This is a genomic window from Pseudomonas sp. TH15, assembly GCF_016651105.1.
GTDB lineage: Bacteria > Pseudomonadota > Gammaproteobacteria > Pseudomonadales > Pseudomonadaceae > Aquipseudomonas.
On sequence record NZ_JAEKEL010000001.1, the window covers coordinates 1195328 to 1222229 of the forward strand.

A 26902-nucleotide genomic window follows, 5' to 3' on the forward strand; every position below is an offset into this window, starting at 1 on the left:
GGAGAAGATCCCCCGGCGATCGGTCAGTTGCGCGAAGGAAATATGCCCTGCAGGGCGATGCTGAAGTTGAGCACCAGATACGGGTTCATGATCGGCAGGGGCAGGCCATTGCCGGTCGGCGTGATGGTCCCGCTGATGGTGGTGGCTGCGCCTTTGAGCGGTACCGGAGATGCGCCCTGAGCGTCGGAAAAAATATTCGCCAGGCCCGGCCCGGTACCCGAAGCGCCGATGTAGGCGTTGGTCGCAGTCGGCGCGCCCGCCGGGTTACTGGCCGGGTTGGCCAGTTGCACGGTGGTGGTGGCCGTGAGCCCGGCCAGGGTGTGGGTGTGGGTCGGCAAGTTGTTGAGGGTGGCGGTGACTTGCTCGGCGCCAGAAATTTCCCCCATCACCCTCGGTGTCAGGCCGGGGCCGTTGCCTTGGCAGATCGGCAGGCGGCTTTGCAGGTTGGGCAACCCGAACGTTTGCTGGCCGTTGCCTCCATACACCGTCCCCAGCAATGCAAACAGCGCCTGGTTCTGGTTGATTCCGATGATCTGACCGTTGCACAAGGCCCAGCCGCTGGGCGCATAGTTGAAGGCAAACGTCAGAACAGTGCCCATGTAAACGTCCATAAAGTCCTCATCCTTCTGATTGGTTGTCGGCGGGCCGCTAGTGGGTTCAGGCTGCTGCTGTTGCCTTGGCACTCCGTGGCCAGGTCACGCCACGCCAGAGCGTAGACGCGGATTGGCAAGGTTGCCGGATGTCGTGAAAGCGCAAACCGGCATCGACGATTCTTGTGCGACTGACCTAAAGTGACTGGCAGGTTTACGGATTCATACGGTCGTAGTGTCGTGGCGCGGCGAGAGGCAGCAATGGCGGTAAACAGAGTAACGCCGGTGGGCGACACCCAGGATCCACACGCGACGCCAGGGTCGTGGTTTGGCAGCTTGCGCGTGATTCGTTGGGCCAGAGAATATTGGTTGCTGCCGATCATGGTATTGGCGGCGCTGGTGCGTTTCTACGACCTGACGGCCGCCGCGATCTGGGGAGACGAAGGCTCCAGCCTGTTGCTGAGCCAGCACTCGTTGAGCGAAATCTGGGCGCATGCCGCCCACGATGTACACCCACCGCTGTACTTCATGCTGCTGCATGGCTGGATCGACTGGTTTGGCGACGGTATTTTTTCGATCCGCGCCCTGAGTGCATTGCCGGGGATCATCACGGTCGGCCTGGGCGTGTGGCTGGTGGATCTGCTCGCCACCCGGCGCGCCGCGTTGCTGGCCGGGATCCTGCTGGCGCTGTTGCCCACCGCGGTGCGTTACAGCCAGGAAGTGCGCATGTACTCCTGGCTCGGCCTTTTACTGATAGGCGCCACGATTGCGCTGGTGTACTGGGTCCGGCAACCCCGGCGTAACGGCTATCTCGTGGTGTACGCGCTGCTGATGGCGGCGGCGTTCTATACCCACTATTTCACTGCGCTGTGCGTGATCAGTCACTGGTTGTGGCTGGCCGTGGTGCGGGTGCAGCCCGGTTATCGCCTGCGGCATATCCAGCGTCCGGCCTGGTGGCTGGCGAACCTGGGGATTGTGTTGCTGTACTTGCCTTGGGTGCCCAACCTGATCGATCTGATTCAGCACATGGATGCGCTCAAGGCCAATGGCGATGTCGGCTGGGAAGATCCGGTCACGTTGAGTTCGTTACCGTCGATGATCTGGTCGCTGCTGACCCAGGACGACGGCGGAACGTTGCCGCGCTGGCTGTTCATCACATTGCCGGTGGCGTTGCTGGCGATAATCGGCGTGGCGCTGGCGCGGGATCGCAGCGTATTTCGCGGCAGTATCCTGCTGGCGCTTTTCGGCGCGCTGCCGATCCTGCTGGTGTTCGCGGTGTCGTTCATCTCGCCGGTGTTCATTGAACGTTATTTGACCGCCTACGCACTGGGCTTGCCGATGCTGGTGGCACTGGCCATCGACCGTTTGTACAGCCGCGTGCGGGTGTTGGCGTTGGCGGTGCTGATGTCGCTGGTCGGGGTCGAGTGGGTGGGAGTCAGCAACAACGCCACGGTCGACAGCAATGATCAGCTCGATCGGGTGGTGAATTACGTCAATCTGCATTTTCAGGCTGGTGATCAAATCATCACCAGCGACATGCTCTGGTACCTCAGTTACGTTTATTACGACCGCACCGGCGCGCACGTGCGCCTCTTCACGCCACCCGCCGCCGATGGTCACTCGACGCGGCCGAACGATTATGGATTTGGCACGCTGGTGACCGCCGACGTCTATCTCGACAGCCTTGCCGAACTGGCCGGCAGTCCTCGGGTCTGGCTGATCGGCGCGCTCGACGAGCCGGCAGAGTTTCTGCCATTGCCCGCGGCGTGGAAGGTTCGCGCAGAAGTCCACGCCGGGGGCGTGCAGGCGCGATTATTCACGGCGAATTCGAGCGGCGAATAAGGTAGGCCGAAACAAAAACGTTTCACCTAAAAATTCGCGATTAAAAATTAACTTTTTAGTTCTTTTTGCTCTGACTTGATGTCAAAACACTACTAGTCGCAGGGTTGCCGTTGAACTACGCTTTGTCCTACAAATGGACTTACGACTACGGTGAAGGGATTGCAGCAGTTCCACTTTATCTCCGGCTTGCCGCGTTCAGGCTCCACCCTGCTTTCTGCGATTCTTTTGCAGAATCCGCGTTTTCACGCCGGTATGACCAGCCCGGTCGGTTCTCTCTTCAGCAGCGTCCTTGATCAATGCAGCGCCGGCAGCGAGTTTGGTGCGGTGATCGATACCGGCCTGCGTCGCCGTCTGCTTCGCGGATTGTTCGACTCTTTCTACGCCGACAAGGCCGACAAACCAGTGGTGTTCGACACCAATCGGTTGTGGAGCTCGCGGCTGCCGGCCATCAACGACCTGTTTCCCAAAGCCAAGGTGATTGCCTGTGTGCGCAATGTCGCCTGGGTGATGGACAGTCTCGAACGCCTGTACCGCGCCAATCCTTATGAAAACACCAAGCTGTTTGTCGACGCGGCTGAGCGCAACACCGTTTATAGCCGTTGCGAAACCCTCGCTCAGCGCAATCGCCTGGTGGGTTTTGCCTGGGCGGCGCTCAAGGAAGCGTATTACGGCGAACAGGCCGAGTCGTTGTTGATCGTCGATTACGACCTGCTGACCCAGGCCCCGGAGCGGGTGCTGCGGCTGGTTTACGACTTCATCGAAGAGCCGTGGTTCGAGCACGATTTCAACAACCTGGCATATGACGCGCCGGAATTCGATCAAGGCCTTGGGATCGCGGGCCTGCACAAGGTCAAACCCAAGGTTGAACTGCAAACCAGGCGCACCATTCTGCCGCCGGACTTGTTCAAGCAATACGCGGAGTTGTCCTTTTGGCTCGATGGTTCAGCCAGCGCCGCCAATGTCATTCGTATGAAAGCCGACGCCGCGATCAGTTAATCGCGGCGTTCTCATTGATGCCTCAAGAAAGTTCGAGTTCGGGTGAGCAGCATGTGGTTGAGCAAAGGCAAGTCGCGGATTACCGAAGGCGCAAGGGCACTGGCCGCGCCCATGATCATGTCCCTGGAGCCGCGCATGCTGTTCGACGGCGCGGTGGCGGCCACGGTGGCCGATGCCGCCCAGCCTGAAAGCCATCCGACTGCCGATGCCGCCAAGGCACCGAACGCCGATCACCCGGTGGCCAGCAAGGACACTCACGGTCAGGCCGATGCAACGCCAGCCGCCGCGACACCGGTCGCGGTACCTGGGCAGAGCGTGGTGTTCGTCGATTCGCGGGTCAAAGACGCAGACAGCCTGCTCAAAGGTGTCGCGCCCGGCACCCAAGTGGTGCAACTCGATGGCAGCAAGGACGGCTTGCAGCAAATCGCCGACTACCTCGGTAGCCACCAGGGTGTCAGCACGGTGGAAATCATTGCCCACGGCAACGCCGGGGATCTGTGGCTGGGCAGCACCTACCTGTCCGCCGATAACGTCGGCGCGCGCAGCGCGGTGCTGGGGCAAATCGGCAAGGACATGAACGTCGGCGGCGACATCCTGATCTACGCCTGCTACACCGCCGAGGGTGATCGCGGCGTGAGTTTTGTCGACTCGATTGCCAACATGACCGGCCGCGATGTCGCCGCGTCCAGCAACCGCACCGGTGTGGGCGGCGACTGGAACCTGGAAATCGCGACCGGCACCATCGACAGCGTCAACGTGCTCTCGGCTCAATCCATGAGTGCGTACCAATGGGGCCTGGCCACCTGGACCGCAACCAACAACCTCGACAGCGGCACCAACTCCCTGCGCGCCGAACTGGCCTTGGCGCAGAACGGCGACATCGTGACGTTCAGTGGCAGCATGATCGTTAACCTGAACACCGAATTGCTGGTCAACAAGAACATCACCATCGACGGTGATTTGAACAACGATGGCGTGGCCGACGTGACCCTGAGCGGTCAATACAAGACCCGCGTCATTGAAGTCGCGTCCGGCAGCACCGTGACACTTGATGGTCTGGTGATCACTCGCGGCCTGGTTTCGGGCAACGGCGGCAATGGCGGCTACGGGGCGACCGGCGCCATGGGCGGCGGGATTTTCAACGCCGGTATTCTCACGCTGAACAACGTCTCGGTCACCGGCAATGCAGCGGCGGGCGGTGGCGGTGGCGGTGGTGTCACGGGCGCCAACTATGGCGGCGGTGGGGGCGGCGGCGGCGGCCTTGGCGGTCAGGGTGGCGGCCATGGCGGCACTGCCGGGCCGGGCACCGGCACACTGGGCGGTCAGGCCGGCAGCGGCGGCGTTGGCGGTTACGGTGGCGGTTACGACGCAACGCACATGGGCGGTCGCGGTGGCTCCACGACGGGCGGCGTCGGCGGGGTGGGCACGGCCGATTACAGCAACGGTGGCAATGGCGGCACGGCCAGCAACGGCACCATTTCCATTGGCGGCGGTGGTGGCGGTTCTGGCTGGGACAAGGTCGGTGGCGTCGGCGGCAATGCCGCCGGCGGTATTTACAACGCCTCGACCGGCACCCTGAAAATCGTCGGCACCTCGGTCATCAGCAACAACATCGGCGCAGGCGGCGGTGGTGGCGGCGGCAGCGGTCTGGGCAGCAACAATCTGAACGGCGGCGATGGCGGGCGCGGCGTCGGCGCGATCTGGAACCAGGGCGGAACGGTATTGATCACCGCCGCCAACTTCAACGCCCTCAGCGGCAACGCTGCCGGCAGCGGCGCTGGCGGCACGGAACTCGGTGGCGGTGTGTCGGGTACTGTTCCGTTGGCCTACGCGGCGATCTACACCAGCGGCGGTACGCTCAACACCGCTTACGTGGAGCCGCCCACCGCGACCATCGTAGTGGCCGCACCGACGTTAAGCATCGGCGCAACTTCGCTGGTGACCATCACCTTCAGCACTGCCGTGACCGGTTTCACCAACGCCGACCTGACCATTCCCAACGGCACCCTGAGCGCGGTGAGCAGCGGCGATGGCGGCGTGACCTGGACCGCGACCTTCACGCCGAACGCGTCGATCACGGACACCACCAACGTCATCACCCTGGACAACACCGGGGTGCAAAGCGTCACCGGCAGTGTCGTGGGCGTCGGCACCAGCGATTCCAACAATTACATTGTCGACACCGTGCGGCCCACCGCGACCATCGTGGTCGCCGACAGCGACCTGAGCGTCGGCGAAACCTCGCTGGTGACCATCACCTTCAGCGAGGCGGTCAGCGGTTTCACCAACGCCGACCTGACCATCGCCAACGGTACGTTGAGCTCGGTTAGCAGCAGCGATGGCGGCGTCACCTGGACCGCGACGTTCACGCCGACAGCGAGCGTCAACGATGCGACCAACGTCATCACCCTGGCCAACGCCGGCGTGGCTGATCTGGCGGGCAATGCCGGCAGCGGCACCACCAACTCTGGCAACTACATCGTCGACACCGTGCGTCCGAGCGCAACCATCGTTGTGGCCGACAACGCGCTGAATATCGGTGAAACGTCGCTGGTGACCATCACCTTCGGCCAGGCCGTGACCGGTTTTACCAACGCTGACCTGACCATCGCCAACGGCACGCTCACGGCGGTGAGCAGCAGCGACGGCGGCATTACCTGGACGGCGACGTTCACACCGACCGCCAGCATTACCGACGCGACCAACCTGATCACCCTGGACAATACCGGCGTACAGGCAGTTTCTTCCGGCAACGTCGGCACGGGCACCAGCAATTCGAACAACTACGCCATCGACACCGTGCGGCCGACGGTCAGCATCGTGGTGGCGGACAATGCGCTGAAAATCGGCGACACCTCCCTGGTCACGATCACCTTCAGTGAAGCAGTTACGGGGTTCACCAACGCCGACCTGACCATCGCCAACGGCACGTTGACGGCGGTGAGCAGCAGCGACGGTGGCGTCACCTGGACGGCGACCTTCACGCCAAGCGTCAGTACCAATGACGCGACCAACCTGATCACCCTCGACAACACAGGGGTCAGCGACCTGGCGGGCAACAGCGGTAGCGGCAGCACCGATTCCAACAACTTTGTCATCGATACGGTTCGGCCTACCGCGACCATCGTCCTGGCAGACCCGATCCTGAGCGCTGGCGAAACCTCGCTGGTGACCATTACCTTCAGCGAGGCGGTGACCGGTTTCAGCAACGCCGACCTGACCATCGCCAACGGCACGTTGAGTGCGGTGAGCAGCAGCGACGGCGGCATCACCTGGACCGGGACGTTCACCCCGACCGTTGGCGTGCATGACGTGACCAACGTCATCACCCTGGCCAACGCTGGCGTGGCCGACCTTGCTGGCAACGCGGGCAGTGGCACCACCAACTCGGCCAATTACACGATCGACACCGTGCTGCCAACGGCTACGATTGTGGTGGCCGACACTGCACTGAATATCGGCGAAACGTCCCTGGTGACCGTTACCTTCTCTGAAGCGGTGACCGGTTTCACTAACGCCGACCTGACCATTGCCAACGGCACATTGAGCGCCGTCACCAGCAGCGACGGCGGCATAACCTGGACGGCGACGTTCACCCCGAACAACGCCATCACCGACACCAGCAACCTGATCACTCTGGATAACAGCGGCGTACAAAACGCTTCGGGCAACGCCGGCGCAGGCACCACTGATTCGAACAACTACGCCATCGACACCCAGCGTCCTACCGCGTCCATCGTGGTCGCCAATGCGGCGCTGGGCTTGGGTCAGACCAGCCTGGTGACCATCACCTTCAGCGAAGCGGTCAGCGGTTTCACCAACGCCGACCTGCTGATCGATAACGCGACCCTGAGTAACGTCAGCAGCAGCGACGGTGGCATTACCTGGACCGCGACATTGACGCCATTGGCCGGCATTACCGACACCAGCAACATCGTTCGGCTGGACAACACCGGCGTTCAGGACCTGGCCGGCAACGCTGGCGCAGGCACCACTGATTCCAACAATTACGCCATCGACAGCCAGCGTCCGACCGCGACCATCGTGTTGAGCGATACCACCCTGAAGCCGGGCGAAACCTCGTTGGTGACCATCACTTTCAGCGAGGCGGTCAGCGGTTTCGACAACAGCGATCTGAGTGTCCCCAACGGCACGTTAAGTGCGGTGAGCAGCAGCGACGGCGGCATCACCTGGACCGCGACTTTCACCCCGACCGTGGGCGTCACCGACGCCACCAACCTGATCAGGCTGAACAACAGGGGTGTCACCGACCTCGCCGGCAATGCCGGTGCGGGCACCACCGACTCCGCCAACTATGTGGTCGAGACCCAAATCCCGACCTCGACCATCGTGATCACCGACACCGCCCTCAAGGCCGGCGAAACGTCAGGGGTGACCATCACTTTCAGCGAAGCGGTAAGCGGCTTCACCAACGCCGACCTGACCGTGGCCAATGGCACCTTGAGTAATGTGTCGTCGAGTGACGGCGGAATTACCTGGACGGCGACCTTTACGCCAACCGTCAACGTGACGGACACCACCAACCTGATCAGCCTCGACAACAGCGGCGTGACCAACGCCTCGGGCAACAGCGGCGTGGGCGTGACCGACTCCAACAACTACGCCATCGACACCGCGCGGCCGACCTCGACCATTGTCGTGGCGGATTCTCGCCTGGGTATCGGTGCAACCACCACGGTCACCATCACCTTCACTGAAGCGGTTTCGGGTTTCGACCTGTCGGACCTCAGCGTCGCTAACGGCAACCTGTCCAACCTGCTCAGCAGTGACGGCGGCAAAACCTGGACCGCCACGCTGACCCCGACGGCCAACATCAACGACACCACTAACCTGATCCTGCTCGACAACAGCAACGTGACGGACGCTGCGGGCAATGCTGGCGCTGGGATCGCGATCTCTAACAACTACGCGCTCGATGCCACCCGGCCGACGGCGACAATTGTGGTCGCCAACCCGAACCTGGGCATCGGCCAGACCACGCTGGTGACGTTCACCTTCAGCGAGGCGGTGAACAATTTCGACCTGTCGGACCTCAGCGTGACCAACGGCGAGCTGACCAACCTGGCCAGCGGCGACGGTGGCAAGACCTGGACCGCCACCTTCACACCGACGGCGAACATCACCGACCCGAGCAATTTCATTGCGCTGGACACCAGCAACGTCACCGACCTGTCCGGCAATACCGGCACCGGCGTGGCAGTGTCCAACAACTACGTGATCGACGGCGAGCGGCCGACCGCCACGGTGGTGGTGGCTAACCCGAACCTGGGCGTTGGCCAGAATTCGCTGGTGACATTTGCCTTCAATGAAGTGGTGAGGGGTTTCGACCTCTCCGACATCAATGCGGCCAACGGCACCTTGTCCAATCTGGCGAGCAACGACGGCGGTAAAACCTGGACCGCGACGCTGACGCCGACCAGCAACCTAAGCAATGGCAGCAACGCGATCAGCTTGAACATGGCGGGCATCAGTGACGGTTCGGGCAACGCCGGCAGCGGTACCAGCCAGTCGAACAACTTTGCAATCAACACCGTGCCGGTGGTCATTCCACCCATCGTGCCGACCACGCCGACCAGCGTCGTGATCCCGGATCCACTGATTCGCAGCAGCGACCCGGTGGTGCCGCCACCGCCGCAGAACCTGCCGCTGCAACCGATCATTTTCGCTGCACCTACAGGTGACCTTGGCTCGCCACTGACCTTTGCCCCGTTGTTCGAAGACCGGATCATCGGCAACGGCATCCGGCCACTGGGCGAAATTTTCATGAGTCGTGGGGCGCTGGCGCCAAGCTACATCGCGCAGGTGTTTAGCAGCAGCGACAGTGGTGGCGATGGTTCGGGGCACGGTTTCCTTGGTTTTGGCGGCGGCGATGGCGGGGTGTTCAGCACCAGTACGTTGTCGAGTCTGTTCAATCAGGACACCAGTACCGAGCGCGATTCGCTGAATAGCTTCGGCAATCATTCGATCCGCGGCGGGGATGTTTCCCAAGGGCTGCACGGCGTGTTTGGCGCGCCGAGTCTGGCCCAGCAACTGCTACAGCTCAAAGACACTGAACAACGTCAGGTCGACAGCCTGGCGGCGGCATTCAAACAGGTCGGCATCAGCGAAATGCAGGCCTGAAAAAATTTAATTCTGTGTGGCACCCAGGGGCAAACCAAGGATGAAAAGAAGTCATAAGTTGTTCGGCGCCAGCCTGCTGGCGCTGGCGATCAGCGGATGTGCAGTCAAGAGTGAACCGATTGAACGCAGCGTCAGTGAGCAACGCGCCAAAAGCGATTTGCAGAGCATGTACTCAGGTCAGGAACCCCTCAGTGGTCCGCTGACCCTGCACCAAGCCATGGCCCGCGCGGTGAAATACAACCTCGAAGGCCGACTCAAGATCATGGAAGAGGCGCTGGCCAAGCGCCAACTCGACCTTGCCAGTTTCGACATGTTGCCGCGCATGGCACTGGACGCGGGCTACGCCGGGCGTAACAACGTCAGTGCCTCCAGCAGCCAGAGCGTGCGCACCGGCACCCAATCTCTGGAACCGTCGACCTCCCAGGACCGCGACCGTAAAGTCGCCGACCTGACCATGGTCTGGAACGTTCTTGACTTCGGCGTCAGTTACATCAGCGCCAAGCAACAGGGCGACCAGCGACTGATCGTTCAGGAACGCCGGCGCAAGGTGATCAACACCATCGTCCAGGACGTGCGATCGGCCTATTGGCGAGCGGTAGCTGCTGAACGTCTGCTCACGCAGATCGACAGCCTGATGGCACGGGTCGACACGGCGCGCACCAACAGCCAGAGCATGAGCGAGCAACGCATTGGCGATCCGGTGCAAGCGTTGAGTTATCAGCGCTCGCTGATCGAGGCAACCCGTCAGTTGCAAGAGCAGCGCCGGGCACTGTCCCTGGCCAAAACCGAACTGGCGACCCTGATCAACCTGCCGATGGGCACCGATCTGAAATTGGCGACCCCGGATGATTACTCGATTCCGCAGTTGAAGGTCGGCATGGCCAGCCTTGAACATGAAGCCCTGGCCACCCGTCCGGAACTGCGCGAGCAGGATTACCAGACGCGCATCAGCACCGCGGAAACCCGTAAAGCCATGCTGCGGCTGTTGCCGGGGCTGGAGTTTTCGGCGGGCGGGCATTACGACAGCAACTCGTTTTTGGTCAACGACAAGTGGGCCGACTACGGGGTGAAGCTGACCTGGAACCTGTTCAACGTGATTTCCGCACCGGCGGCGATCGATGTGGCCAAGGCTGGCGAAGAAGTGGCCAAGGCTCGTCGTCAGGCGATGTCGATTGCCGTGCTGGCCCAGCTCTACGTGGCCAACGCGAACTACCAGGAAGCAATGCATCAGTTCCAGACCAACCAGGAACTGTCGAGCATCGATGGGCAGATTCTGCAGCAGTTGCGTAACCGTCATCAGGCCGCAGGCATCGGTGAGCTAGACCTGATCCAGGGTGAACTGAACACCTTGCAGGCGGATCTGCGTCGGGACCTGTCCTACGCCGATCTGCGTAACGCTTATGGGCAAATCTTCGCCAGCGCCGGCCTCGATCCGATGCCGGATGAAGTGCAATCCACCCAGGTCCAGTCCATCGCCACCGCGTTGGCCAATCGCGAAGCCGCGTGGGCGTCGGGCGACATTGCGGTGCCAGTGGTGGCCCATGCTCCGGCGCAATAATGATCTGCTGGCACCGAGCGCCAGCGTCAGCCGCACGCAACGCGAGGCCCGTAACGGCCATCGCGGTGCGGCGATTCTGCTGACGGGGCTACCGGCGGCGGGCAAATCGACGCTGGCGCAAGCGCTGCACGCCGAGTTGTTTGAACGAGGTGTGCAAAGCGTGGTGCTCGACGGGGATGGTTTGCGTGTCGGCCTAAATCGCGATCTGGGATTCACCGATGCGGATCGGCTCGAAAACATTCGCCGCGCCAGCGAGTTGGCGGCGTTGCTGGTGGAAAACGGACAGATCGTGATTCTGGCGATGATCGCGCCGCTGCCAGAGTTGCGCGACGTGTTCGCCCGGCGTTTGGGTGAGGACTATCGCGAAGTCTGGTGCAGCGCAGCATTGGCGGTGTGCGAGAAGCGCGACCCGAAGGGGCATTACGCCCGGGCGCGACGCGGTGAACTGCCTGGGTTTACCGGGGTGTCGGCGCCGTACGAGCCACCGTTGCAGGCATCTTTGGTGGTCGACACCGGCGCGCAATCGGTCGAAGCCTGCCTTGATCGCCTGCTGACCTGGCTCGGCGAATGTTCGGTGTTGCCACACGCATGAGCCGACCGGCGTTTTCGCGTCTGCCGGTGACGGTGGATTTGCCGCTGTTGTTGCGGGCACTGGCGGCGATTGCCGATGACGCTTGGCGCAGTCACTTCAATACCGATTACTTTTCGGGAGACTGGAGCGGCGTGGCGCTGATTTCGGCAGCCGATGCACTGACCGAGTTATCCCCCGGACGCGGCTCGCCGCTGTGTCGCGCACCGTGGTTGCTGGATGATCGCTGGCAACAAGGGCTGCGCGATCTGCCGTTGAAAATCGTCAGTGCACGCTTGTTACGTCTGGGGCCGGGTGGACGGATTCACGAACATCGGGACTACGATCTCAATGGCCCGGACGCCGATCTGCGCCTGCACATCCCGTTGCTCAGCCCGCCCGAGGTGGATTTCTGGCTCGATGGCCAGCGGATCCCGATGAGGGCGGGGGAATGCTGGTTTCTCGATCTGGCGCGAGCGCATCGCGTGGACAACCGCGATACATCGGCGCGGGTTCATCTGGTCCTCGATTGCCGGCCCGATGCGTGGCTGGAACAGCGGATTGCCGAGGGCTTGGCGAGTACCCCTGAACCGCAGTTGGCCGAATCGACATTGCAGTGTTTTCAACGGCTGGTCGCCAAGGATGCTTCGCTGTCGCGAGCCTTGCGGGAGCTGCACGATCCTGAACAGTTCATCACCCAAACCCTGAAGTTGGCTGCCGCACAAGGCTTGCCGTTCTCGCGCGAAGAACTTCGCGCGGCGATGCGCGACGGTCGCCGGCAATGGACTGAACAATGGCACGGCTGAATTTCGACGGCTGGTTGCCGATTCGTGTCTGGCCGGTCGCCGGCCAATGGCAGGTGGATTGGTGTTGGTTCGGTGACAGGCCGTTGCGCCAGCCGTTTTTCCGCGACGCGGTCGATGATGCGTTGCGACTGCCGTTCAATCAGGCGTTTCGTCGCCAGACACCGCTGTCGGCACTTGGCGATTGGCACGCGCAGAGTCCGGGTCTGGCGCCTAGCGCTTTCATTCTGCACGCCTCGCGCTGTGGCTCGACGCTGATCAGTCAGATGCTCGCGCAACTCGACGATCACATCGTGGTGTCGGAACCGCCACCGCTGGATGCGTTGTTGCGCAGCGATTTGCCTGCCCCGCAAAAACAGGCGGCGATCTGTGGATTGCTCTCGGCCTACGGGCAGCGACGGCGCGGTGTCGAGCAGCGACTGGTGATCAAGCTCGACGCCTGGAACATCGGCGAATGGCCGCTGTTGCAGGAATGTTTTGCTGATACGCCGTGGCTGTTTGTGTATCGCGATCCTTTGGAAATCGCCGTCTCCCATTTGCGTCGCCCTGGCATGCACATGGTGCCGGGCATGCTCGGTGATTGCGTGCTGGAGGATGGTTTGCCGTTCGCAGGTCGCGAGGATTTCATCGCCCGACGCTTGGGCCGGTTGCTTGAGGCAGGATTGGCGCATTGCCGCGATTCTGGCGGGCTGCCGGTGAATTACAGCGAGTTGCCAGATGCAATGGCGGGGCGCTTGGGGCGGTTTTTTCGCCTGGATGATGTACAGCGTCAGCAGGTATTTGCGGCGGTGGATTTACACGCGAAGCAGCCGTCGCAATCCTTCGTTGCCGATGGTGAAGACAAGCGTCGTGAGGCTTCGGCGTTGATGAAAGAGCGAGTGCGTCATTTTGCTCAGCGTTCTTTTGTGGATCTGGAGTTGCTGCGCAACTCGTGAAAGATCGCAGCCTTCGGCAGCTCCTGCACGTGTCCCTGAAAGAGTTGCCGAAGGCTGCGATCTTTTGCTTTTCAGGATTTTCCGGACAAATCCGCCATCCCTTTAAGTAATTCGATCGGCAGCGGAAAGACAATTGTCGAGCTCTTGTCCCCGGCAATCGAACTCAAGGTCTGCATGTAACGCAATTGCATGGCGCCGGGCTGGCGACCGAGCATTTCAGCCGCCTGCATGAGTTTTTCCGACGCCTGCAATTCGCCCTCGGCGTGGATCACCTTGGCCCGTCGTTCCCGCTCGGCCTCGGCCTGCTTGGCGATGGCGCGCACCATCGACTCGTTCAGGTCCACGTGCTTGATTTCGACGTTGGCCACCTTGATGCCCCAGTTGTCGGTCTGGGCATCGAGCACTTGCTGGATATCGACATTCAGCCGCTCCCGTTCGGCCAGCAGCTCATCGAGTTCATGTTTACCGAGCACCGCCCGCAACGTGGTCTGGGCGAGTTGGCTGGTGGCCATGAGGAAGTCTTCGACCTGGATGATCGCTTTTTGCGGGTCGAGCACGCGGAAGTACAACACGGCGTTGACCTTCACCGAGACGTTGTCGCGGGTGATCACGTCTTGGGGCGGCACATCGAGGACGATGGTCCGCAGGTCGACGCGGACCATTTGCTGGACCACCGGAATCAGCAGGATCAGGCCGGGGCCCTTGACCTGCCAGAAGCGTCCGAGCTGGAACACCACGCCGCGCTCGTATTCGCGCAGGATGCGGAAGGTCGACCCCGCCAGTGCAATCACCAACAGCAGCAGCGCGGCAAAACCGACTTGCAGGCCCATGACTATTCTCCAACCGGCGCCGCGTCAGCCGCGGCCACTTGTAGCAGTAATCCTTTGCGCGCCACGACGCGGACATGCTGGCCCGGTTGCAGCGGTGTGGCGCTGAGTACCTGCCAGCGTTCCCCTTGCAACTGCACCCAGCCGCTGTAGGCGTTTGTCCCTTGCAAACCGGTGACCGGCGTCACGCTGCCCAATAAACCGGCATCGCCACTGACGAGGCGGCGCGGGCGGGTTTTAAGGGCGCGGATCAGCAGGGCGATCAACAGCAGGGCACTGACCAGACCGAGGCCGATCATCAACGGCACCGGAACGCTGGCATTGGTCAGAATCACCGCGCCAATCACGAACATCACCAGACCGCCCAGACCAATCACGCCGTAATTGGGCAAGGTCGCCTCGGCCACCAGAAACGCGATGCCGAACACGATCAGCCACAGCCCTATCGGGCTCATGGCTGGCAACGGCGTGTCGGCAGCGAGTACCGATCCGCTGATCAGGAGTAACAAGGCAAACGCACAACATCGGCTGTTCACGTGACCCTCCGCGAGAGTCATGACTGGTTCTTTCAGTCTAGTTGAGCGTTGCCCTGACCGAGTCCTGATCAATGTGCGGATGTGTCCGGTGAGCGGATTTCCCTTCGTCGGTGGCCTGTCGAACTAGACTCAAAAACACAGGAACAAACGTTCAGCGCAATACCGAGGTGGATCATGCGTATGGCCAAAAAAGTGCAAGGCAGCCTGACTCGGGCGCATTGCGAGTACGACATCCTCGCCCATCCGCACTCGTCCAGCAGTCTGGAAACCGCCCGCGTTTCCGGAGTTCCGGCCGAGCGGGTGGCGAAATCGGTGATCCTCGACGATCACCACGGGCATTTCCTGATGGCCGTGCTGCCGGCCAGTCGGCATCTGGACTTGAGCAAGGTGCGTAGCAGCGGCGAGTGGCAGATCACCCGCGAAAGCAACCTGGCGCACATCTTCGATGACTGCGAGCGCGGCGCGGTGCCGCCGCTGGGAGATTCCTACGGGCTGGACATGGTCATCGACCCGCTGCTGACCCGCCAGCAAGATATCTATCTGGAGGCCGGCAACCATCACAACCTGCTGCACATGAGCATGCCCGAATTCCTGAAAATGGTGCCGCATGCCGAGGTGCGGGAGTTGAGTCATTAGGTTTTTCAGCGCCAGTGCTGACGCCATCGCGAGCAGGCTCGCTCCCACATGGATTTTCATGTGAACACAAAAATGTGAGCACCCAAGGTCTCCTGTGGGAGCGAGCCTGCTCGCGAATAATCTTCCAAACCCCCATATTGAAGGAGCTCAGCAATGGAACAACCAACCCACAGCCTCCCATCCCTCTTCAAACAACTCGGCCTGGACAATGACCCGACCAGCATCGACCAATTCATTGCCACTCACTCCCCGCTCAAGCCGGAATTGCATTTGGCGGACGCGTTTTTTTGGAGCGAGAGCCAAGCGGCGTTTTTGCGCGATGAGATTCTGGATGACGCGGATTGGGCGGAGGTGGTGGATCAGTTGGATGTGTTGTTGAGGAAGGGGCGGGCGGGCTAGCTACTAAGTGGGAAAAGGCCAGGTCCGCGCCGTGTGAACCAGTGTCAGTATCCAGATCACATCGTGATTCGGTTGGTAGACAAGACGATAACTTGGGTGGGGTATTAGTTCGCGAGTGCCCGCAATTATTCCGACGGGGCCAATTTTGGGGTTTTGGGATATTCGGGAAACCGCTTCAGTGAAGCGGCGATCCATCTCGAGGGCTGCTTTTGGGTTTGCTGCGTGGAGGTAGTCCCAAATATTTTCACGGTCCTGTACTGCCCTTTTCGTCCAGATAATCCTCATCCTTGATTTTCTACCTGCCTGCGCCTGACGGCGAATTGTGCTTCAACTTCTTCGTTAGACATACCGTCACCGGCAGACATTGATTCTCGTGCAAGGTCGACTTTGCGTTGTAAAAAGATTTCGTACTCTCGGGCTTCCTGTTGAGTCCGAACAAACTGACGCATCATTTCTCGCATGATCTGCGAAGCGGGACGATGTGAGGCTTCTGCCTCAGCCATGAATTGCTCGCGCAGTTCAGGCTCAAGTTTCATTGTAAAAACAGCTTGTTTTGTCATTTTGATTCCTTGAAATGCTCCGGTACTAACGAGGTATATACATCGTTAGTACCCATTTAGGAACTCTGAGTCGCTGCTTACGACCAACGGGTAGATTTGTTTCAAAACTTGACCAGCTTTCCCCTCGAATGCGATATTGATAGTTAGCAAACTAACAGTGTGTCATTCCCCCGTGCCAAAAAACCTCGACGCTCTCCAGATGAACATCAGCAGTGCCATGGTGGTGGCCGCCAGGCATTGGCGGAAGATCTGCCAGACCACGCTGGTCAATTATGGAATCTCCGAAGCCTGCGCCGTCCCGTTGTTGATGATCGGGCGTTTGGGGGAGGGTGTGCGGCAGGTGACGGTGGCGCAGGCGGCGGGGATGGAGAGCCCGTCCCTGGTGCGGTTGCTCGATCAGTTGTGCAATTCCGGTTACGTACGCCGCACCGAAGACGCCTATGACCGCCGCGCCAAATGCCTGAGCCTGACCGACACTGGTCGTGAGCTGGTGCAAGCCGTCGAAGTCGAACTCGTGCGTTTGCGCCACGAAGTGCTCGAAGGCATCGACCAGAGCGATCTTGAAGCGGCGCTGCGTGTGCTCAGAGCGTTTGAAGCGGCCAATCATCCGTCGGTGATCCAGCCTTGAACGGTTTTTGGACAGGCGTTCCCCCTGCGCGGGATTGGTTCTACGGCGTGCGTACGTTCGCCGCGTCAATGACCGCGTTGTACATCGCCATGCTTATGCAGATGCCGCGTCCGTATTGGGCGATGGCCACGGTTTACATCGTTTCCAGCCCGTTTGTCGGCCCGACCAGTTCCAAGGCGCTTTACCGCGCGGTCGGCACGTTTATGGGCGCAGCGGCGGCGGTGTTTTTCGTCCCGATGTTTGTCCAGAGCCCCTATGTGCTGGTGGTAATCATCGCGCTGTGGACCGGGACGTTGCTGTTCTTGTCCTTGCACCTGCGCACCGCCAACAGCTACGCCTTGATGCTCGCCGGTTACACGTTGCCGCTGATTGCCCTGCCGGTGTTGGATAACCCGCTGGCGGTGTGGGACATCGCCGAGGCGCGGACCGAAGAAATCTTCCTCGGCATCGCCGTGGCAGCAGTGGTCGGCGCCATGTTCTGGCCTCGGCGGTTGGCGCCGGTGTTCAACGATTCGGTGAATAAATGGTTCGCCGACGCCTCGACTTACAGCCTGCGCTTCCTCACTCGCGACGTGAAACCGGAAGAAGTCAGCACCCTGCGCGCGGCCATGGTGGCGACCTTCAACAGCCTGGAGCTGATGATCGGCCAGTTGCCCCACGAGGGCTCGCGGCCGCAAACGGTGCGCAATACTAAGGAACTGCGCGGGCGGATGATCCACTTGCTGCCGGTGATCGATGCCCTCGATGACGCGCTCTATGCGCTTGAGCGCCGCACCCCGGAGCTGGTGGATAAGTTCGCGCCGCTGCTGGCCGCGACCACCGAATGGCTCAATCACAAAGACGCCGACCTCGACCGCTGGCAAGCGCTGAAAGAGCAGCTCGAAGCCCTGCAACCGAGTGCCGAGGCGCTGGATGATCGCAAACAATTGCTGTTCTCCAACGCTTTGTATCGCCTCGGCGAGTGGATCGATTTGTGGCAAGACTGCCGCAGCTTGCAATACGCCATCCAGTGCGAAAGCCAGGACAGTTGGCGCGCGGTGTATCGGCATTGGCGGCTCGGTCGCCTGACGCCGTTCCTTGACCGTGGGCTGATGCTCTATTCGGCGATGTCCACGGTCAGCGCGATCATTGTTGCGTCGGTGCTGTGGATTCTGCTCGGCTGGACCGACGGCGGCAGCGCTGTGATTCTGGCGGCCGTGGCGTGCAGCTTTTTCGCCTCGATGGACGATCCGGCACCGCAGATCTACCGGTTCTTTTTCTGGACGGCGATGTCGGTGTTGTTCGCCAGCCTGTATCTGTTTCTGGTGCTGCCGAACCTGCATGACTTCCCGATGCTGGTGCTGGCGTTTGCCGTGCCGTTCATTTGCATCGGCACACTCACGGTCAAGCCGCAGTTTTACCTGGGCATGCTGCTGACGCTGGTTAACACCTCGTCCTTCATCAGCATCCAGGGCGCCTACGACGCGGATTTCCTCAGCTTCGCCAACTCCAACCTGGCGGGGCCGATCGGGCTGTTGTTTGCCTTCGTCTGGACCCTGATTGCCCGGCCGTTCGGCGCAGAACTGGCGGCCAAACGCCTGACTCGTTTTAGCTGGCGCGACATTGTCAGCCTGACCGAACCGGCCAACCTGGCCGAACACCGCAAGCTCGGTGTGCAAATGCTCGACCGGTTGATGCAGCACTTGCCGCGCCTGGGTTTGACCGGTCAAGACACCGGCGTCGCCCTGCGGGAAGTACGCGTTGCCCTGAACCTGCTCGACCTGCTCGCGTATACGCCGCGAGTGCAAGGTGTCCCGCAAGTGCTGCTGCAACAGGTGGTGGCCGAAGTCGGTGAGTACTTCAAGGCCTGCCTCAAGGCGGGCGAACGTTTGCCGGCGCCGAGCCCCTTGTTGATGACCCTCGACCGTACACGTCGGGCCCTGAACACCGAGTGTGATGACGAGGCCCGTCTACATTTGCTGCACGCCTTGAGCGGTCTGCGTCTGGCGTTGTTGCCCGGCGTTGAATTCGTCGGCACCGGCGAACTCGAAGAACCGCTTCCCCATGGCATCGATGGAGCGCCTTTATGATCGGTGATCTGGATATCAGCGGGGTGTTCCTGCCCACGCTGCTGGTGCTGATGGGCATTACGTATGTGTTGTACCTGTTGGTGCACGGGGTGCTGACGCGCCTGCACTTTTACCGTCTGGTCTGGCACCGGGCATTGTTCAACGTGGCTCTCTACGCTTTGCTCCTCGGCGCCGTGGACTCACTCAGTCGATACCTGATGACATGAAAAAACCTTTTTTGACCATTGGTCGCGTGCTGCTGACCTTGCTGATCGTGACCTTCGCTGTCGTCGTGGTCTGGCGCATGGTGATGTATTACATGTATGCGCCCTGGACCCGGGACGGGCACATCCGTGCCGACATCGTGCAGATCGCCCCGGACGTCTCCGGGCTGATCCAGCAAGTGGAGGTGCGCGATAACCAGTTGGTGCAACGCGGCCAAGTGCTGTTCAGCATCGACCAGGACCGTTTCAAATTGGCCCTGCGCCAAGCGAAAGCGGCAGTGGCCGATCGTGAAGAAACCCTGGCCCAGGCTCAGCGCGAGGCCAAGCGTAACCGTGGCCTCGGCAATCTGGTGCCGGGCGAGCAGCTTGAGGAAAGCCTGTCGAAAGTCGCCCGTGCGCAATCGGCCTTGTCCGAAGCGTTGGTGACGGTGGACAGCGCCCAACTCAACCTCGATCGCTCGGTGATCCGCAGCCCGGTGGACGGCTACATCAACGACCGTGCGCCGCGTGCCCAGGAATTCGTTACGGCTGGGCGGCCGGTTTTGTCGGTGGTGGATAGCAATTCTTTCCACATCGACGGCTATTTCGAAGAAACCAAACTGGACGGCATTCACATCGGCCAAGGCGTTGATATCCGAGTGATCGGCGACCGTGCTCGTTTGCGCGGGCATGTGGAAAGCATCGTCGCCGGCATCGAGGACCGCGACCGCAGCAGCGGCAGCAACCTGTTGCCGAACGTCAACCCGGCGTTCAGTTGGGTGCGGCTGGCCCAACGGATTCCGGTGCGAATCGCCTTCGACGACGTGCCGGCGGATTTCCGCATGATTGCCGGGCGCACCGCGACGGTATCGATCATCGACGATCAGCCAGTCGACAATCGCAAGCAGGAGCCTGAGCAATGAGCAGGGCCCTGATGATCGCCGGGTTAGGCCTGTTGCTGTCGGCGTGTCAGGTGGTCGGGCCGGATTATCACTTGCCGGGCGAAGCTGCCGTTCACCGTGACGACTTTCAGGGCAATCTGGCGGCGAGCGACAAAGATGTCGTCTCGGCGCCGGTGCCCAGCGATTGGTGGCGCCTGTATCAGGACCCGCGTCTCGACCAATTGGTGCAGCAGGCCATGGCCTCTAACACTGATTTGCGCGTGGCGGCGGCGAACCTGTCCAAGGCGCGGGCTCAGGTCGACGAAGCCCAGGCGGCGGGCGGCTGGAGCGGCGGCGTGAAGATGGGCGCCCAGCGTTTGCAGGAGTCTGGCGAAGCGTTCCTGTTGCCGGAGAAGGTGCCGGTGGCCAACGTCGGCGACATCGGCATAACCACCTCTTATCAATTCGACCTGTTTGGCACGTTGCAGCGCGGCATCGAAGCGGCCAAGGCCAATGCCGATGCGACCCAAGCGGCAAGCGACACGGCGCGCATTACCCTGGTGGCCGACGTGGTTCGGGCCTATACCCAAGTCTGCGCGGCCAACGAAGAACGGGAAATTGCCCAGCATTCCCTCGACCTGCAGGGCCAGAGCACCACGCTGACCCAGCGCTTGCGCGATGCCGGGCGCGGCGATGAAACCCAGGTCACCCGTTCGCAAACCCAGTTCAAATCCTTGCGCGCCGACATGCCGCGTTATGAAGCGGCGCGTCAGGCCGGGTTGTTCCGTTTGTCGATGCTGCTGGCCAAACCGGTGGATCAACTGCCCGCCGGCACCGGCAGTTGCGCCGAGTTGCCGAAGATTGCGCAATTGTTGCCGGTGGGTGACGGCGCCACGCTGCTTAAACGCCGCCCTGATGTGCGTCAGGCCGAGCGCCGACTGGCCGCCGCGACCGCCGGTATCGGCATCGCCACCGGCGAGTTGTACCCGGACATCAGCATCGGCGCGAGCATCGGCACCGTTGGCACCCTGGAACACCTCGGCCAACCGCAGACCAATCGCTGGGGCTTTGGCCCGTTGCTGAGCTGGACCGTACCGTCCAACGGCTCCCGGGCACGCATCCGCGAAGCCGAAGCCTCGACCCAAGGCGCGTTGGCGCACTTCGACGGCGTGGTGCTTAACGCGATCCGCGAGACTCAAACCGGCCTGGCCCAGTACTCCGCGCTGCTGCAACGCCGGGATGCCTTGGCCGACGCCGAGCAATCGGCAAAACTGGCGGCGGACCAGACCCACCGCTTCTTCACGGCCGGCCGCGCGTCGTTCCTGGCGGACCTGCAAGCCACCCGCACTTACACCGATGTCACGGCGCAACTGGCGTCGGCCAACACTCAAGTCGCGATGAGCCAGATCGATTTGTTCCTGGCGCTCGGCGGCGGTTGGGAAAGCGGACGAACGCAAGCGTCACAGCCCGGCAAACCCTGAGGCCGTTGCTATGCTTTGATTTGACGGGGTCGCGCAGCGAACTCGTCAATCAAGGCTCGCGTTGGTCATGGGGACTCTAATAATGAAAAACCCTTATGCTCCCGGCTTCTGGTGCGCTATTGCAGCATTGGTTTTGCTGTCGGCCACCTATTTCTACGGCATCATGCTCGCCCACCAGATCGACAAGGCCTTGGTGTTCCTCGACAGCGCGTCGGCGCTGATCGCGGTGATGTCCATCGTGGTGGTGGCTTGGGCGTCGGTCCAGGGCACGCGCATCAAACGAAGACACCTCGAACAAGGCAAGACCCTGGTGCTGATCTGGGACACCAAAGTCGCGCTGCGTCGGGTCGAAACGGTGTTTGACCGTTATTTCTGGGGCAGCTACTGGCAACCGGGGCGCACGTTCCAGGAAGTCATGGGCGAACTCACCGGTACACCGCTGGAAAAAAGCCTCGAAGCCTTGAAAACCCAATGCCTGGCCCTCGACAAGCAAGTCACCGAGGAAGGCTGGCACTGGCTCAACAACGCCCGCGAACTCTCCGACGTCGCCAACGCCATGGCCCGTGAGCGCTATCAACTGGACTTCTGCGACCCGCGCGCGGAAGTGACAGGCGGGGCGGTGATCAATCGGGATTTTGAAGTGCTGGTCTATACGTGGACGGCGCGGCTAAAAAGCTTTGATCATCAGCTGGATGAGATTGAAGTGCAGTATTCCTGATCTGTGTTGGAAGGGCTGACGTTATCGCGAGCAAGCTCGCTCCCACAGTTGTTCTCTGGTGTTCATAAAATCTGTGTTCACCACCGAACCATTGTGGGAGCGAGCTTGCTCGCGATGGCGATCCTACGGCCGCTGAAACTCTCGACCCATACGAATGGTCCATAGACACTCTTTCACCTTTAATCATTAAGCCCTCCCGCCCCGCAAATGCTAATCTCCATCGCACTTTTGCGCAGTCGTGACCGCAACCCGTCATGGGTTCAGGGAAGACGACCACACTTTCAACAACGGACATTGATCGGGTAATTCATGAATAAATCAGCAGGCGTGCTTCTTGGAATTGTCGTTGCCATCGGTGCAATCAGCGCCGGCGGTGCCTGGTACACCGGCACTAAACTGGAAGGCGTGCTGAACGCCTCCGTCGTTGACGCCAACAAAGAACTGCAAACTGCGCTGGTGGGTTCCAACGGCACGGCGTCCCTGGAACTGGTGTCCGTGGAACGTGGTGTTTTCAGCAGCACTGCTCATTACCGCCTCAAGGGCGAAGGCGATATGTTCGGTGGCGCACCGGTCGAATTGCTCTTCGTCGATCATGTAGAGCACGGCCCGCTGCCGTTCTCGCGTCTGGCTTCGTTGAAGTGGTTGCCGGTCATGGCCACCAATCACTTTGAGCTGGAAAAAACCCCGCTCACGGAAAAATGGTTTGCCGCCGCCAACGGCCTGTCGCCGGTCAAAGGCGTGGTTAACATTGGTTATGACAACTCCACCAACGGCACTTTCGAACTGCTGCCGCTGGAAACGGCTCTGGATGACAAGTCCAGCCTGAAGTTTTCTGGGCTGAACATGGACATCGCCGCCAGCGCCCAGGCGCAGAAAGTGAAAGCCAGCGGTTACATGGACAGCCTGAAACTGACCACCGTGTCTGAAGATCAGGCGCCGGTGACCGTCGAGCTGAACGGCCTGACCCTGGCCAGCAACCTGGTCAAAAGCACCTACGGCTACTACACCGGCGATAACACCGTCGAGTTGACCAGCAGCAAGACCACCTTCGGCGCCAAGCAGTTGATCGTCGGCGTCAACAAATTCGAGATGAAGAACCAGACTGAAGAGTCGGGCACCAGCGCTTCCGGGCGTGCCGATTACAAAGTCGGCGAGCTGACATTTAACGGCAAAACCGTCGGTTCGGCACAAATGGCCATGAGCCTGAAGAACCTCGACATCCCGTCGACGCTGTCGTTGATGCAGATTTACCAGACCAAGCTGCAACCGTACGAGCAGGCTGCCGCCGCCGCGACTGCCGCCGGTGAACCCGCGCCAGAGCTGAACCTGACCCCGGCCGAAGAAGCGCAGGTCAAGTCCGGCCTGGAGAAACTGTTGGCCGCCGGCCCGCAATTCGCGCTGGAGAACCTGTCGTTCAACACTGCCAACGGTGAAAGCCGCGCCAACCTGGTGCTCGACCTGACCAAACCGGCGTCCATGGACCTGCCGCCGGATCAATTGGTCCGTCAGTTGATCGCCCTGTTGGACATCAACCTGCAAGTGTCCAAGCCAATGCTCGTTGACCTGCTCAGCCTGCAAGCACAAGCGGATGGCCAGACTGACGCCAAGGTCATCGTCGACCAGGCAACGGCGACCAGCGACATGTTCGCCAGCATGGCGATCGGCACACAGTTGGCCAAACTGGATGGCACCAATGTCGTCTCCAAACTGCATTACGCCAACAATCAGGTGGAGTTCAACGGCCAGAAAATGACCGTCGAAGAATTTGTCGGCTTCGTGATGGGCAAACTCGGTGGTGCTGGCGTCGTTCAGTAACCTTCGCGCGACACACTGACGCCCGGCCTCTGCGCAAGCAGACGCCGGGCGTTTTGCTGTCTGGCGTTTGAGAATTGCCGGGGCGTGAAGCAGGGAATGTAACGAATCTGAATAAATATTGTGTTCTGAATAATGGTCTACGCTTGCGTGCAAGACTGCCTAGATAAAGCTTGGCCGGGTTATCCATCCGGCTTTCCGTTACGAATGGGCAAGGAGGGCATAGCAGCCCGGCTGGCCATGTAAGGATGCTGACGAATGCTGTGTTTTTCTCGTCCCGTTGTTCCTCGTAGGTTTAGCCCGTTGCTGCGCATTGCACTCTGCAGCCAGCTGCTCTGGCCCGTGCTGGCGTTTGCCGACACGCCCTACGACCAGATGGTCCGTGATGCCCGTGCGGGTAACTACACGCCTGCGCTGACCGTACTGCGTCAGGTACCTGTGAGCCAGGCCACCAACGGCCAGGTCAGCGATCATTTGCAGATCGCCGGCTGGGCTGGCCTCGACGCCGAAGTGGTGCAGGTCTATGAGACCCAGGGGCGCAATCGGGCACTGCCGGTTCAGGCGTTGATCGCCACCGCCCGCGCCTATCGCAACCTCAAGCGCTGGGATTCGGCGACCGAGGTCTATAACAAGGCCCTCGCGCTGGAGCCGCAGAACCCGGACTTGCAACTCGGTCTGGCCATGACCCAGGCGGACGCCGGCAAACCTGACGAAGCCGTGACCCGCACCAAAGCGCTGGTGGCCGCCAAACCGGACGACCCTTCCCGTCGTCTGGCGCTGGCCTATGCCTTGACCCGCGCCGGTGCCACCTACGACGCCCTGTTTGAATACGACCAAGCCTTCATTCGGGCCGGGAGCAAGCCTGACGTTGCCCGTGAATACGTCTTTGCCCTGCAACGTGCGCGCCTGCCTGAGCCGGCCCTGCGCCTGGCCCGCCAACGGCCGGGGCTGATCGATCCGGTGCAACTGCGGGTCATCGAAGGTGATTTGGCCGCCGAACAGGTACGCATGGCTGAGTTCGCCACCCGCAGCGAGAAAGAACGCTTCGTCATTGCCGACCGTGCGCTGAGCGGTTACGACCAGTTGTTGACCACTTGGACCCCGGATCCGAAGGCTCACGATGACGTGATCCGCTGGCGCATTGATCGCATGGGCGCGCTAAAGGCTCGTGCGCGCACTGCTGAAGTCATCACCGAATATCAGAAACTGCTCGGCGAAGGCGTGAAAATTCCTACCTACGCCATGCGTTGGGTGGCGGGTGCTTATCTGGATCGACGCGAGCCCGAGATCGCTACCGACCTGTATCGCCAAGTGCTGGCGGCGCCTGATGCCGACCCTGCCGATCGTGTCGAAGACACCACGGCGCTGTATTACGCGTTGCTTGAAAGCGACCATGCGGAAGAAGCGCGCACCGTGGCGGAGAATCTGGCCAAGTCCCAGAACCCGCGTGTCGAACTCAAGGGGCTGCCTTTCGGCAACCCGAATGACTCATGGATGGACGCCCAGCAACTCGCCGCCCAGGCCGGCACGTATGGCTCTGATCTGCCGTCCGGTGAGCAGCGTTTACAGACTTTGGTGGATCAGGCGCCGGGCAACGTTGGCTTGCGCCTGGCCCAGGCTGACTTGTACCTCGCTCGAGCCTGGCCGCGCCGCGCGGAAAGCCAGCTCAAGGAAACCGAGAGCATGGTCCCGCGGGACATCGGGCTGGAAGTTGCTCAGGCCCACACCGCCATGGACTTGCAGGAATGGCGGCAGATGGATGCGCTGACCGACGATGTGGTCGCGCGTTTCCCAGACAACCGTCAGGTGCAGCGTCTGGATCGTCAGCGCGACGTGCACGACATGGCCGAGCTGCGGGTGCAAACCTACGGCGGCAAGAGTTACGGTGGTGGCAGCAACGGGGCCGGTGCGGTGGCCGGCAGCAAGGATTTCGGCATCGAAACCGTGCTCTACAGCCCGCCCATCGATGAAGACTGGCGCGTATTTGCCGGTGTCGGCTACGCCACGGGAGATTTCCAGGAAGGCACCGGTCGTGATCGCACGCAACGGCTTGGTGTCGAGCGCCGCACCCGCGACATGACCCTGGAGGCGGAGGTTTCCAATCACGACTTCGGTTATGGCGACAAGCAAGGCGCGCGCCTGTCGATTGCCCGCGACATTGACGATCACTGGCAATACGGCGGCAGCCTCGCCTACCTCTCGGCCGATACCCCGCTGCGAGCGTTGAACAGCGATGTGACGTCCAATGGCGGCAGCGGTTTCATCCGCTGGCGCGCCAATGAAAGCCGCGAATGGAAACTGGCGGTCAGCCCCTCGCATTTCAGCGACGGCAACAACCGCGTCGAGGCCTTGCTGACCGGGCGCGAGGGCGTCTATACCGCGCCGAAGGTGCAAGTTGACCTCGGCCTGGAAGTCGGCACCAGCCACAACTCCATGTCCGAGGACGTACCGTACTTCAACCCCAAATCCGATTTCAGTGTCCTGCCGACGGTGAACGTCAATCACGTTCTGTATCACCGCTACGAAACCTCCTGGAGCCAACAGTTCCAGGCCGGTGCGGGCACCTACAGCCAGCGCGATTACGGCACCGGGGGTGTCGGCCTGCTGGGCTATGGCCAGCGCTACAGCTGGAACGATGTATTCGAGGTGGGCGGCTTGTTGACGGTGATCAACCGGCCTTATGACGGCGATCGCGAAACCGATCTGCGTCTGCTCGTCGACCTCACTTACCGCTTCTAGA

General features: G+C 61.2%; 22 protein-coding genes. 17 read left to right on the forward strand and 5 right to left on the reverse strand.

What is annotated here, in order from left to right; all coding sequences use genetic code 11:
* Positions 1-23: 23 nt before the first annotated feature.
* Entirely contained in the window at positions 24-611 is a 588-nt protein-coding gene (locus tag JFT87_RS05440; protein ID WP_201199479.1) for a phage tail protein, read from the reverse strand.
* Between the two features lie 240 nt (positions 612-851).
* On the opposite strand from JFT87_RS05440, the gene JFT87_RS05445 reads away from it, so the two are divergent.
* From JFT87_RS05445 to JFT87_RS05475, 7 genes are all read left to right on the forward strand, one after another.
* Positions 852-2432, forward strand: a complete 1581-nt coding sequence (locus JFT87_RS05445) for a glycosyltransferase family 39 protein (protein ID WP_201199480.1) — start codon at positions 852-854, stop codon at positions 2430-2432.
* 150 nt (positions 2433-2582) lie between these two features.
* Complete coding sequence (locus JFT87_RS05450; protein WP_201199481.1) at positions 2583-3428, forward strand: sulfotransferase family protein; 846 nt, start codon at positions 2583-2585, stop codon at positions 3426-3428.
* A gap of 51 nt (positions 3429-3479) precedes the next feature.
* On the forward strand, positions 3480-9569 hold the full coding sequence (locus JFT87_RS05455; RefSeq protein WP_201199482.1) for an Ig-like domain-containing protein: 6090 nt from the start codon (positions 3480-3482) through the stop codon (positions 9567-9569).
* A gap of 40 nt (positions 9570-9609) precedes the next feature.
* A complete protein-coding gene (locus JFT87_RS05460) occupies positions 9610-11127 on the forward strand; it encodes a TolC family protein (protein WP_201199484.1) in 1518 nt (505 codons plus the stop codon).
* Complete coding sequence (gene cysC / locus JFT87_RS05465; RefSeq protein WP_201199485.1) at positions 11111-11719, forward strand: adenylyl-sulfate kinase; 609 nt, start codon at positions 11111-11113, stop codon at positions 11717-11719. The genes JFT87_RS05460 and cysC overlap by 17 nt, the downstream gene beginning before the upstream one ends.
* Complete coding sequence (locus JFT87_RS05470) at positions 11716-12501, forward strand: aspartyl/asparaginyl beta-hydroxylase domain-containing protein (protein WP_201205081.1); 786 nt, start codon at positions 11716-11718, stop codon at positions 12499-12501. The genes cysC and JFT87_RS05470 overlap by 4 nt, the downstream gene beginning before the upstream one ends.
* Complete coding sequence (locus tag JFT87_RS05475) at positions 12489-13433, forward strand: sulfotransferase family protein (RefSeq protein ID WP_201199486.1); 945 nt, start codon at positions 12489-12491, stop codon at positions 13431-13433. The genes JFT87_RS05470 and JFT87_RS05475 overlap by 13 nt, the downstream gene beginning before the upstream one ends.
* 71 nt (positions 13434-13504) lie before the next feature.
* Here JFT87_RS05475 and JFT87_RS05480 read toward each other — a convergent pair whose 3' ends face one another.
* Entirely contained in the window at positions 13505-14263 is a 759-nt protein-coding gene (locus JFT87_RS05480) for a slipin family protein (RefSeq protein ID WP_201199487.1), read from the reverse strand.
* A gap of 2 nt (positions 14264-14265) precedes the next feature.
* Entirely contained in the window at positions 14266-14817 is a 552-nt protein-coding gene (locus JFT87_RS05485) for an NfeD family protein (RefSeq protein WP_207202554.1), read from the reverse strand.
* 153 nt (positions 14818-14970) lie between these two features.
* Between JFT87_RS05485 and JFT87_RS05490 the strand changes: the two genes are divergently transcribed.
* A complete protein-coding gene (locus tag JFT87_RS05490; RefSeq protein ID WP_201199488.1) occupies positions 14971-15432 on the forward strand; it encodes an aminoacyl-tRNA deacylase in 462 nt (153 codons plus the stop codon).
* Between the two features lie 153 nt (positions 15433-15585).
* Complete coding sequence (locus JFT87_RS05495) at positions 15586-15831, forward strand: DUF2789 domain-containing protein (protein ID WP_201199489.1); 246 nt, start codon at positions 15586-15588, stop codon at positions 15829-15831.
* A gap of 3 nt (positions 15832-15834) precedes the next feature.
* Here JFT87_RS05495 and JFT87_RS05500 read toward each other — a convergent pair whose 3' ends face one another.
* On the reverse strand, positions 15835-16116 hold the full coding sequence (locus JFT87_RS05500) for a type II toxin-antitoxin system RelE/ParE family toxin (RefSeq protein ID WP_201199490.1): 282 nt from the start codon (positions 16114-16116) through the stop codon (positions 15835-15837).
* Positions 16113-16391 carry an antitoxin of toxin-antitoxin stability system gene (locus JFT87_RS05505; protein ID WP_201199492.1) on the reverse strand — a complete coding sequence of 93 codons (279 nt, stop codon included), beginning with the start codon at positions 16389-16391 and terminating at the stop codon, positions 16113-16115. Before JFT87_RS05505 ends, JFT87_RS05500 begins: the two co-directional genes overlap by 4 nt.
* Before the next feature lie 199 nt (positions 16392-16590).
* On the opposite strand from JFT87_RS05505, the gene JFT87_RS05510 reads away from it, so the two are divergent.
* The 8 genes from JFT87_RS05510 to pgaA all read left to right on the forward strand — a co-directional run bounded on the left by JFT87_RS05510 (position 16591) and on the right by pgaA (position 26901).
* A complete protein-coding gene (locus JFT87_RS05510) occupies positions 16591-17019 on the forward strand; it encodes a MarR family winged helix-turn-helix transcriptional regulator (protein WP_201199494.1) in 429 nt (142 codons plus the stop codon).
* Positions 17016-19088: an FUSC family protein gene (locus tag JFT87_RS05515; protein WP_201199500.1), complete on the forward strand. Its 2073-nt coding sequence runs from the start codon at positions 17016-17018 to the stop codon at positions 19086-19088. Before JFT87_RS05510 ends, JFT87_RS05515 begins: the two co-directional genes overlap by 4 nt.
* Positions 19085-19294 (forward strand): DUF1656 domain-containing protein, encoded by a 210-nt coding sequence (locus JFT87_RS05520; RefSeq protein WP_008059581.1) that lies wholly within the window; start codon positions 19085-19087, stop codon positions 19292-19294. Before JFT87_RS05515 ends, JFT87_RS05520 begins: the two co-directional genes overlap by 4 nt.
* A complete protein-coding gene (locus tag JFT87_RS05525) occupies positions 19291-20193 on the forward strand; it encodes an efflux RND transporter periplasmic adaptor subunit (protein ID WP_201199501.1) in 903 nt (300 codons plus the stop codon). Before JFT87_RS05520 ends, JFT87_RS05525 begins: the two co-directional genes overlap by 4 nt.
* Complete coding sequence (locus JFT87_RS05530) at positions 20190-21632, forward strand: efflux transporter outer membrane subunit (RefSeq protein WP_201199502.1); 1443 nt, start codon at positions 20190-20192, stop codon at positions 21630-21632. Before JFT87_RS05525 ends, JFT87_RS05530 begins: the two co-directional genes overlap by 4 nt.
* Before the next feature lie 82 nt (positions 21633-21714).
* Complete coding sequence (locus JFT87_RS05535; RefSeq protein ID WP_201199503.1) at positions 21715-22350, forward strand: NADH:ubiquinone oxidoreductase subunit N; 636 nt, start codon at positions 21715-21717, stop codon at positions 22348-22350.
* Positions 22351-22659: 309 nt separating this feature from the next.
* Complete coding sequence (locus tag JFT87_RS05540) at positions 22660-24165, forward strand: YdgA family protein (RefSeq protein ID WP_201199505.1); 1506 nt, start codon at positions 22660-22662, stop codon at positions 24163-24165.
* A gap of 255 nt (positions 24166-24420) precedes the next feature.
* Positions 24421-26901 (forward strand): poly-beta-1,6 N-acetyl-D-glucosamine export porin PgaA, encoded by a 2481-nt coding sequence (gene pgaA / locus JFT87_RS05545; RefSeq protein WP_201199514.1) that lies wholly within the window; start codon positions 24421-24423, stop codon positions 26899-26901.
* Position 26902 lies beyond the last annotated feature (1 nt).

Excerpts from the sequence above, each read along its gene's own strand:
- JFT87_RS05525 (WP_201199501.1), top strand. The coding sequence starts at position 19,291 with ATGAAAAAACCTTTTTTGACCATTGGTCGCGTGCTGCTGACCTTGCTG.
- JFT87_RS05535 (WP_201199503.1), top strand. The coding sequence starts at position 21,715 with ATGAAAAACCCTTATGCTCCCGGCTTCTGGTGCGCTATTGCAGCATTG.
- cysC (WP_201199485.1), top strand. The coding sequence starts at position 11,111 with ATGCTCCGGCGCAATAATGATCTGCTGGCACCGAGCGCCAGCGTCAGC.
- pgaA (WP_201199514.1), top strand. The coding sequence starts at position 24,421 with ATGCTGTGTTTTTCTCGTCCCGTTGTTCCTCGTAGGTTTAGCCCGTTG.
- JFT87_RS05510 (WP_201199494.1), top strand. The coding sequence starts at position 16,591 with ATGAACATCAGCAGTGCCATGGTGGTGGCCGCCAGGCATTGGCGGAAG.
- JFT87_RS05500 (WP_201199490.1), bottom strand. The coding sequence starts at position 16,116 with ATGAGGATTATCTGGACGAAAAGGGCAGTACAGGACCGTGAAAATATT.
- JFT87_RS05540 (WP_201199505.1), top strand. The coding sequence starts at position 22,660 with ATGAATAAATCAGCAGGCGTGCTTCTTGGAATTGTCGTTGCCATCGGT.
- JFT87_RS05490 (WP_201199488.1), top strand. The coding sequence starts at position 14,971 with ATGCGTATGGCCAAAAAAGTGCAAGGCAGCCTGACTCGGGCGCATTGC.
- JFT87_RS05530 (WP_201199502.1), top strand. The coding sequence starts at position 20,190 with ATGAGCAGGGCCCTGATGATCGCCGGGTTAGGCCTGTTGCTGTCGGCG.
- JFT87_RS05440 (WP_201199479.1), bottom strand. The coding sequence starts at position 611 with ATGGACGTTTACATGGGCACTGTTCTGACGTTTGCCTTCAACTATGCG.
- JFT87_RS05445 (WP_201199480.1), top strand. The coding sequence starts at position 852 with ATGGCGGTAAACAGAGTAACGCCGGTGGGCGACACCCAGGATCCACAC.
- JFT87_RS05475 (WP_201199486.1), top strand. The coding sequence starts at position 12,489 with ATGGCACGGCTGAATTTCGACGGCTGGTTGCCGATTCGTGTCTGGCCG.
- JFT87_RS05505 (WP_201199492.1), bottom strand. The coding sequence starts at position 16,391 with ATGACAAAACAAGCTGTTTTTACAATGAAACTTGAGCCTGAACTGCGC.
- JFT87_RS05470 (WP_201205081.1), top strand. The coding sequence starts at position 11,716 with ATGAGCCGACCGGCGTTTTCGCGTCTGCCGGTGACGGTGGATTTGCCG.
- JFT87_RS05455 (WP_201199482.1), top strand. The coding sequence starts at position 3,480 with ATGTGGTTGAGCAAAGGCAAGTCGCGGATTACCGAAGGCGCAAGGGCA.
- JFT87_RS05460 (WP_201199484.1), top strand. The coding sequence starts at position 9,610 with ATGAAAAGAAGTCATAAGTTGTTCGGCGCCAGCCTGCTGGCGCTGGCG.
- JFT87_RS05485 (WP_207202554.1), bottom strand. The coding sequence starts at position 14,817 with ATGACTCTCGCGGAGGGTCACGTGAACAGCCGATGTTGTGCGTTTGCC.
- JFT87_RS05520 (WP_008059581.1), top strand. The coding sequence starts at position 19,085 with ATGATCGGTGATCTGGATATCAGCGGGGTGTTCCTGCCCACGCTGCTG.
- JFT87_RS05495 (WP_201199489.1), top strand. The coding sequence starts at position 15,586 with ATGGAACAACCAACCCACAGCCTCCCATCCCTCTTCAAACAACTCGGC.
- JFT87_RS05480 (WP_201199487.1), bottom strand. The coding sequence starts at position 14,263 with ATGGGCCTGCAAGTCGGTTTTGCCGCGCTGCTGCTGTTGGTGATTGCA.